This is a genomic window from Deinococcus sp., assembly GCF_030523985.1.
GTDB lineage: Bacteria > Deinococcota > Deinococci > Deinococcales > Deinococcaceae > Deinococcus.
In genome coordinates, this window is the sequence record NZ_JAUNHK010000005.1 from 52,113 (window position 1) to 58,716 (window position 6,604).

Genomic DNA, 6,604 nt, shown 5'->3' on the forward strand with positions numbered 1-6,604 from the left:
GCAAAAGGAAGCGGCACCGGAGATGTTTCCCGGTGCCGCTCCTGCTGTCGAAAAGCTCAGTGACCGCCCTGTCCGGTGCGTTCGCTCTGGAGCTTGCCGCCGCCTTCCACGTCCTCAAGGCGCACGGCCCCGCTGCGGCGCATGATGCTGAGGGCTTCGTCGGTGCGGCTGCCGCTGGGGTCACGGGCAATCACCATGGTGTGACCGCCGCGCACGCTGGCCTGAATGCGCTCGGCCTGGGCCGCAGGCACGCCCATCTGACGCAGCAGCTTGACGTGGTCGCCGTGGTCGCTGCCTGCCAGTGCCCCGAACAGGAAGCCCATGCCGCCGCCGCCGATGGCCCCGAACAGCATCGCCATCAGTGCGCCGTCGCTGTAGATCTGGGTTTCGGGAATCAGGCGCAACAGAATCCACACCGGAATCAGCAGCGCGACGCCGATGAGTGTGCCGTAGACCGTGCCCTTGATGGCCGTCCCCGCACCGCCGGGCGCTCCGGCTTCGGGGCTAACGCCCGTGGCACTGGCAATTTCGTTTTCAGCGACCACGTCGGCCAGAGCAAAACCAAGGTGTTCACGGGCAAAGCCGCGTGCCTGCAGGGCGTTCAGGGCTTGCCGGGCCTGCGCGGGTTCGGGAAAAAGGGCGACGACGCTTTCCATACCCTGTTTTTTACCATGTTCGCGGGGTGCGGCGCGAGGGACAGAAAGACTGCCAGGGTCAGCCAACATTTGCCCCGCACGGCGCTTCCCCTGCCCTCCTATACTTGCCCCCATGACTGGCGTGTTTTCCCCGAGCGTTCCAGACCTGCCCCTGACTGGGCTGGCGGTGCCCGACGCCGCGTTCGAGGCCCAGTTGCGCGAGGTGCTGCGCTCGGACGTGGAATTTATCGCCATCATCGGGGAAGACCTCGCGGCGGCGGGTGGCAAGCGGGTGCGGCCCCTCGTCACGCTGCTGGCGGCGCAATCACTCGGCACCTTGCCGGATGACCCCCACTGGAACGACGTGCTGCGCCTGAGCGTGTGTGTGGAACTGCTGCACTCGGCCAGCCTGCTGCACGACGACCTGATCGACGACTCGGACAAGCGGCGCGGTCAGGAAACGGCGTTCCGGCGCTTCGGCAACGTGGTGAGCGTCATGAGCGGCGACTTCATGCTGGCGCGGCTGCTGGGCGAACTCTCGACCATGCCCCGCAGTCCGGCGCTGACCCGCGAGTTCGGGCGGGCCGCCAGCGTCATCTGCGAGGGCGAGGTGCTGCAATTTCAGGTGGCGTCCTACGCCGACTATTCCTTCGAGAATTACCTTCAGGTCATTCAAGGCAAGACGGCGGCGCTGCTCGAACTCGCGGCCCAGGCTCCGGCACTGCTGCTGGGTGCGGGCGAGGCCGAGTGCGAGGCGCTGCGGGTCTTCGGGCACGAGTACGGCATGGCGTTTCAGATGCAAGACGACCTGCTCGACCTGTTCGGCACCGAGGCCCAGATCGGCAAGCCGGTGGGCGGCGACCTGCACGAGGGCAAGGCGACGTATCCCACACTGCTGCTGCTCGGCGGGCCGCACGACGCCGAGGTGCGCGAGATTCTGGAACGCCGCGCCGCGCAACCCGGCGACGTGGAGCGGGTGCTGACCCTGGCCCGGCAGGAACGCGCCGACGAACAGACCCGCGAGGAAATCCGCCGCCGCGCTGCCGCCGCCATCCGTGCGCTGGACGTGCTGCCGCCCTCGCCCGCCCGCCGTGCGCTGGAGGCTCTGGCCCAGCGGGAGATTCAGCGGCCGCACTGAAGCAGCCCAGGGGCTGAGCAGCACAAGGAAGCAGCACATAGAAAAAGCGGAGACGATGGGAAGGCTCATCGTCTCCGCTGCTTGGTCAGGGCCGAGTTCGGGTGCTCAGAACGAGCGGCACTGGTCTTCTTTGTTCCCGTCTACCCGGTTGCCGCTTCCGCTGATGCCGCTGTTGCCCTGGCATTGCAGGTTGCCGCCCACATTGTTGCTCCGTACGAGTACCGGCCCACTGTTCTTCTCGAGCTGAATGTCACCGTTGACCCTCACGTTCTGGAGGGTCACGCGGCCTCCTTCCTTGAGCTGAATGCTTCCGCCGACGCTGCCTCCCGACACACTGACCGAGCGCAACCCCTCGGACTGGACGTTGCCGCCGACCCGTGCCGAGTTCATGACCAGGGTGCCGCCACGCTCTACCTTGACATTGCCGTCGACCACCGTGCCGCTGAGGGTGCAGGTCGCGCCACGCGGCACCACGATGTCACCGTCGATGCTGCGTGCGCCGATGCCGCCACTGCAACGCACCTCGTCGGCCTGCGCCGTGCCCAGGGCCGTGAGGGGAAGGAAAAGGAGCGCCGAAAGCCAGAACTTTTTCATAGACCCAGGCTAGGGGCGCTTCCTTAGACCGGCCTCCACAAGGGCTTAACGCGGCTTAACCCGGACGGGTTTCGGCACTTTCGGGAAGGACAAGCAAGCTGGAACCGCTTCCGTGCCCTGCGCCGTATGCTGAAGAGGTGCTGACCCCCGAACTCGTCTCACGCCTGCGCCCCGCTTTCGACGACGACCGCGACGCCGATACCTTTTTGCTGCGGCTGGAACGCTACGGCCCCGAACTGGCCGACAACCTGCGGGCGGTGTACGGCGAGCAGGCCGAGGCGCTGCTGGCGGAACTCCTTGAAGTCATGCTGCACGCCTACCACGCCCGCCCCGCTGACCTGCGGCGGCTGGACGAGGCGCGGCTGCTGCGCCCCGACTGGCTGCAAGCGCCCGACATGGTGGGCTACGTCGCCTACGCCGACCGCTTTGCCGGAACCCTCAAGGGCGTCGGTGAAAAGGTCGGCTACCTGCAAGACCTGGGGGTCAAATACCTGCACCTGATGCCGCTGCTGCGCCCCCGCGACGGCGAAAACGACGGCGGCTACGCGGTACAGGACTACCGGGCGGTGCGCGAAGACCTCGGCAGCATCGACGACCTCTCGGCACTGGCGCGTGACCTGCGCGGCCAGGGCATCAGCCTGGTGCTCGATCTGGTGCTCAACCATGTGGCGCAGGAGCACGACTGGGCGGTGCGGGCTAGAGGAGGCGAAGCGGCCTACCGCGACTATTTCTATGTCTACCCTGACCGTGAGCAGCCCGACGCCTTCGAGCAGACACTCCCCGAGGTGTTTCCCGACTTCGCGCCGGGCAACTTCACCTGGGACGAGGCATTGCAGGGCTGGGTCTGGACGACCTTCAACCGCTACCAGTGGGACGTGAACTGGAGCAACCCGGCCGTCTTCCGCGAGTATCTGGACATCATCCTGACGCTGGCGAACCGGGGGGTAGAGGTCTTCCGCCTTGACGCCATCGCCTTCCTGTGGAAACGGCTGGGCACCGACTGCCAGAACCAGCCCGAAGTTCATCACCTCACCCACGCGCTGCGGGCGGCGACCCGCGTGGTGGCTCCGGCGGTGGCGTTCAAGGCCGAGGCGATTGTGGCGCCGGGCGACCTGATTCATTACCTCGGCTCGCGTGACCACCACGGGCGGGTGTCGGATATGGCCTACCACAACTCGCTGATGGTGCAGATGTGGAGTGCGCTCGCCTCGCGGGACGTGCGGCTGCTGGCGGCGGCGCTGGCGGCCTTTCCGCCCAAACCGACCAACACGACCTGGGGCAGCTACGTCCGCTGCCACGACGACATCGGCTGGGCCGTTTCCGACGAGGACGCGGCGCGGGTGGGCCTGAGCGGGCCAGAGCATCGGCGCTTTCTGTCCGACTTTTACAGCGGCGACTTTGCGGGCAGCTTTGCGCGGGGCCTGGTCTTTCAGCACAACCCGCAGACGGGCGACCGCCGCATTTCCGGCACCGCCGCCAGTCTCGCCGGACTGGAGCAGGCACTCAAAAGTGACGACCCGGCGCGGGTAGACGATGCCCTGGGCCGCCTGCTGCTGCTGCACACACTGATGCTGGGCTTCGGCGGGGTGCCGCTGCTCTACATGGGCGACGAGTTGGCGCTGCTCAACGACTACGCTTTTGCCGACACCCCCGAACACGTCGCCGACAACCGCTGGGTTCACCGCCCACGGATGGACTGGGCGCTGGCAAAGGCGATTCAGGCCGACCCCACGCTGCCCGCCGCCCGCATGAATGCCGGGGTGCGCCATCTGCTCGCCGTGCGCCGCCGCACCCCGTACCTGCACGCCAGCATCGAGAGTCGCCCGCTGCCCAGTCCCGACCCCTGCGTGCTGCTGCTGCTGCGCGAGCATCCGCTGGGCGTGATGGTGCAGGTCTACAACTTCAGCGAACACCAGATTCAGTTTCCGGCCTACGTGCTGCGTGACCAGTTGGGGGACGGGGCGCGTGATCTGCTCTCGGACAGTCACTTTCACCTTACCCGCCCGACGCTGACCCTCGCCCCATTCCGGGCGCTGTGGCTGGTGGGGGCCGAGGCTTAGAGCCGTTGATGATGGATGATGGTTCCGCTTCGCTGATGGATGATGGAAAAGGAGGCTTGCGACAGCTCCCCGCCCCAGGCCATTTGCCATCCGCCATCAGCAAGCGCAGCCCCTGCCATCAGCGGCGCAGCAACCTTGATTGCGGTATACTCAACTCCGCTTATGGGTTCGGACGCCAAACATCGCCCTGTGTACGTCATCTCGGTGGCGGCGGAACTGGTGGACATGCATCCCCAGACGCTGCGGCTGTACGAACGCAAGGGTCTGATTCGTCCGGGGAGAAGCAGCGGCAAGACGCGGCTGTATTCCGAGCGCGACATCGAGCATCTGCGCGAAATCCGACGGCTGACCCAGGAACTCGGCGTCAACCTCGCGGGCGTCGAGGAAGTCATGCGCCTTCAGCACCAGCTCGACGACTTGCAGCAGGAATTCGAGGCCGAAATCGAGCGCATCGAGGACGAACTGCGCGAACAGGCCCGGCCCCAGGCGCTTCCTTCGTCGGGTGCGGCCCTCGACCCGCGTGACCGACCCGTCTACGTCATCTCCATCGCCGCTGAGCTGGTGGATATGCACCCCCAGACGCTGCGGCTGTACGAGCGCAAGCAGCTCATTCGTCCGGGACGTTCCAGCGGCAAGACGCGGCTGTACTCCGAGCGCGACATCGAGCATCTGCGCGAAATCCGGCGGCTGACCCAGGAACTCGGCGTCAACCTCGCGGGTGTCGAAGAAATCATGCGCCTGCGTCACGAACTCGATGCTTCCCGCTCTCATCTGGAGGGCAACGTGCGCCGCCTTCAGCAAGACATCACCGAGCGCATGACCAAGTGGCGCACCCTGCCATCGCCGGGTGGGTCGGAAAACGTGCCGACAGGCGAAGACGAGACCGAGGACTGAATTGACGGTCAGAACTCTGCAAGAGCTTGGCCTGTAGACTGCCAGCCGCCAGGCTCTTGGCTTGCGCCACTCCCTTCTATGTCTCCCGCCTTTTCCTCCACCGATGTCCCGCCCTTCCCACCGCTTGGAGAGGGGCAAGGCCCGTTCGGTGAAGAAGGCGGGGGAGAGGGCTTCGACCCTTCCCGGCCCCGTGACTTGTGGGTGGTCGGTGACGTTCACGGCGCACACGACAAGCTCCGCGCCCTGCTGATGCGGGCGGGCTTGATTGACCGGGCAGGCAACTGGACGGGCGGGCGGGCCCATCTGGTGTTTCTGGGCGACTATGTGGACCGTGGCCCCGACGGCGTCGGCGTGCTGCGGCTGGTGCAGCAGCTGGAGCGGCAGGCCCGGGGAGGAGGGGGGCAAGTCACGGCGCTGCTCGGCAACCACGAAGTCATGTTTCTGGCGGCGGCGCTCTTTCGCAGTCACGACCCCCAAGACCGCCTGGGATTCATGGAGTACTGGCTGAGCAACGGCGGGCAGCTCTGGGATTTGGAGCGGCTCGCGCCCGAGGACGTGACCTGGATTCAGTCGCGCCCCCTCCTGGCGCGGGCGAGCGACTGGCTGCTGGTGCACGCCGATTCGGTGTTCTACAGCAGCCTGGGCAGCAGCCTGGAAGACGTCAACAGCCACGCCGCCGACATGCTGCGCAGCCGTGACCCCAGCGTATGGGGAGCCTTCGCCAACGCGTTCGTGGACCGGATGAACTTCGTCGGTGCCCCAGGGGTCGCCAACGCCCGCCATCTGCTGGAGCGCTACGGCGGGCAGCAACTCGTGCACGGGCATACCCCCACCGCGCTGCTGTGCGAGAACGTTCTTTATCGGTCAGACGACCCGACGGTTCCCCTCAGCTACGCGTCCGGACTATGCGTGGGGGCCGACAGCGGCATGGCGTATTTTCCCGACGCCGGATTCATCGCCCAGCTCGGCTATCCCGAGTGGGGCGAGCCGCAGGTGCAGCAGGTGGTCAAGCTGCCTCCGGGGATTTTCGGGGCGGCGTCCTTTTTGCCCGTGCTCTAGACTCAGGATTCTTCCTGCTGATACGGATTCCGCTTAATTCCTGCACAGTCGGAAAGGCACCGCCTGTGCAGCCATAACGCGAAACCCGTATCTTTTCCTACTCGCATCCGCTCGGATTGAATCTGAACCTAACAGATTCAATCGGAATCCGTATGACCCTCGGTTTTCACCCGTTCCACTCGGCAGAAAGGGGCCACAAAGATTTTATTCAAAATGCTCTAAAC

The 6,604-nt window shown here is 65.9% G+C and carries 6 protein-coding genes; 4 read left to right on the forward strand and 2 right to left on the reverse strand.

All coding sequences use genetic code 11. From position 1 onward, the window contains the following. Positions 1 to 56: 56 nt before the first annotated feature. Positions 57 to 656: a hypothetical protein gene (locus Q4C89_RS01915; protein WP_303100917.1), complete on the reverse strand. Its 600-nt coding sequence runs from the start codon at positions 654 to 656 to the stop codon at positions 57 to 59. Between the two features lie 112 nt (positions 657 to 768). Between Q4C89_RS01915 and Q4C89_RS01920 the strand changes: the two genes are divergently transcribed. Further along, positions 769 to 1,773 carry a polyprenyl synthetase family protein gene (locus tag Q4C89_RS01920; RefSeq protein ID WP_303100918.1) on the forward strand — a complete coding sequence of 335 codons (1,005 nt, stop codon included), beginning with the start codon at positions 769 to 771 and terminating at the stop codon, positions 1,771 to 1,773. Positions 1,774 to 1,878: 105 nt separating this feature from the next. On the opposite strand, the gene Q4C89_RS01925 is transcribed toward Q4C89_RS01920, so the two are convergent. Next, positions 1,879 to 2,367 carry a hypothetical protein gene (locus Q4C89_RS01925; protein ID WP_303100919.1) on the reverse strand — a complete coding sequence of 163 codons (489 nt, stop codon included), beginning with the start codon at positions 2,365 to 2,367 and terminating at the stop codon, positions 1,879 to 1,881. A gap of 137 nt (positions 2,368 to 2,504) precedes the next feature. Here Q4C89_RS01925 and Q4C89_RS01930 point away from each other — a divergent pair, with 137 nt between their 5' ends. The 3 genes from Q4C89_RS01930 (at position 2,505) to Q4C89_RS01940 (ending at position 6,380) form a co-directional block, all read left to right on the forward strand. After that, entirely contained in the window at positions 2,505 to 4,427 is a 1,923-nt protein-coding gene (locus Q4C89_RS01930; RefSeq protein ID WP_303100920.1) for an alpha-amylase family protein, read from the forward strand. 162 nt (positions 4,428 to 4,589) lie between these two features. After that, complete coding sequence (locus tag Q4C89_RS01935) at positions 4,590 to 5,321, forward strand: heat shock protein transcriptional repressor HspR, fused homodimer type (protein WP_303100921.1); 732 nt, start codon at positions 4,590 to 4,592, stop codon at positions 5,319 to 5,321. Positions 5,322 to 5,399: 78 nt separating this feature from the next. Beyond that, positions 5,400 to 6,380, forward strand: a complete 981-nt coding sequence (locus tag Q4C89_RS01940) for a metallophosphoesterase (RefSeq protein ID WP_303100922.1) — start codon at positions 5,400 to 5,402, stop codon at positions 6,378 to 6,380. Positions 6,381 to 6,604 lie beyond the last annotated feature (224 nt).